The 1,521-nt window shown below is 68.1% G+C and carries 1 protein-coding gene and 2 pseudogenes; 1 reads left to right on the top strand and 2 read right to left on the bottom strand.

What is annotated here, in order from left to right:
• A pseudogene (locus R1101_RS28395) lies at positions 1-252 on the bottom strand (urea carboxylase); the annotation flags it as partial.
• Positions 253-426: 174 nt separating this feature from the next.
• Here R1101_RS28395 and R1101_RS0123265 point away from each other — a divergent pair.
• A complete protein-coding gene (locus R1101_RS0123265; protein WP_016935583.1) occupies positions 427-1,113 on the top strand; it encodes a TetR/AcrR family transcriptional regulator in 687 nt (228 codons plus the stop codon).
• 96 nt (positions 1,114-1,209) lie between these two features.
• Here the strand turns inward: R1101_RS0123265 and R1101_RS28390 are convergent.
• Positions 1,210-1,521 (bottom strand): annotated as a pseudogene (locus tag R1101_RS28390) (cytochrome ubiquinol oxidase subunit I); the annotation flags it as partial.

Below are 1,521 nucleotides of genomic sequence, written 5' to 3'. Positions count from 1 at the left end.
GAGCAGCACGTGCGCGCAGGCCGTGCCGTCGACGTCCCGCAACCGCAGGCGGATGCCGCGGGCGAGAACCTTGCCGGTGTAGCGGCCACCGGGGACGGTCTCGGCCCAGGTCATCGCTGCCGCACGGCCGTTCGGCGGGGCAGGCCAGGAGGAGGCGGGGACGATCGGCATCCCATCGGTGACGGTTCCGGCCTGCGCTCGGGCGTGGGCACGAGCGGCGTGCGTGGTGGCGGTCGCGAGGGTCTCGGTCATGGCGCTCCGATCGGCGGTCCGGGGAAACTGTCGATCGACAGTTTTCCGATCGCTCATCTTCGGGGAATGTCCCCGGCGTAACGAGTCCGTGACGTGTGTTTCATCCGTGTGACGAAATCTTCACGACCGAAGACCATGGTGCTGCAGTCACTTTCGTCGTGTCAGAGTGGAGAGGTGACCCATGCAGGACCGGGACGCCCCCGTCTCCACGCGCCGCGCCGGCCCGGACCGACCGCGCGTGCCGAGATCCTCGATGCCGCAGCGGAACTGTTCACCACCCGCGGCTTCTCCCCCACGTCGACCCGGTCGATCGCCGAGGCGGTCGGGATTCGGCAGGCGTCGCTGTACAACCACTTCGCTACGAAGAACGACATCCTCGTCGCCTTGCTCGAGGGCACCGTCGAACCGACCCTCGACTTCGACGACCATCTAGACGACACGCTGCCGCCCGAGGTGCGCCTGTGCGCACTCGCCTGGTTCGACACCGTCCAATTGTGCGCGGGAAGATGGAATCTCGGAGCCCTGTACCACCTTCCGGAGGCCCGCACCGAACCGTTCGATCGTTTCCGGGACGAGCGCCGGCAACTGATGGAACGCTACCGGCGTCTCGCGGCCCGGATCGTCGGCGACGGCGATCCCCGCACCCACCTGCCGTTCCGGATCGTCGAATCGGTCATCGGGATCCGCGCCGACAACGCAGACATCGACGCGGGACTCTCCGAAGCGCTGGCGACGGCGTCGCTGACCGTTCTCGGTGTCGGCGACGTTGCGGCAGTGACGAGCGTTGCTCGGGCACTCGTGGTGGGGGTTCCCGACGATCTGGTGGGATCGATGGCTCCCCCGTCTCCGCCCCACGCGTGAAGCGCAGCACAGGCTCGTCGACCGCGAAGGTCGCCGACGGGCACTCGGCTCCGCCCCTCGGCGGGTACGTTCGATCGGTGGTTCTACGCGTGACGATCACTTACGAGGAAGGTCGCCCGGTGTGCGGTCGGCGCCCTCGAGCACGTTCACCTCGTGCTTGTCGCTACCCGGGCCCACGTGTGCCTCGGCGCGCATCCGCTCGACCATGTCGGGATAGTGCAGCTCGAAGGCCGGGCGTTCGGACCTGATCCGCGGCAGCTCGTAGAAGTTGTGCCGCGGCGGCGGGCAGGTCGTCGCCCACTCGAGCGAGTTGCCGTAGCCCCACGGGTCGTCGACCGTGACGACCTGGCCGTAGCGGTAGCTCTTGAAGACGTTCCACAGGAACGGCAGTGTCGAGGCGCCCACGAT

This window comes from Rhodococcus sp. R1101 (assembly GCF_000278445.1).
GTDB lineage: Bacteria > Actinomycetota > Actinomycetes > Mycobacteriales > Mycobacteriaceae > Rhodococcus > Rhodococcus gordoniae.
Note: the sequence above shows the minus strand (reverse complement) of the source record. Positions and strands in the feature narration are given on the sequence as shown.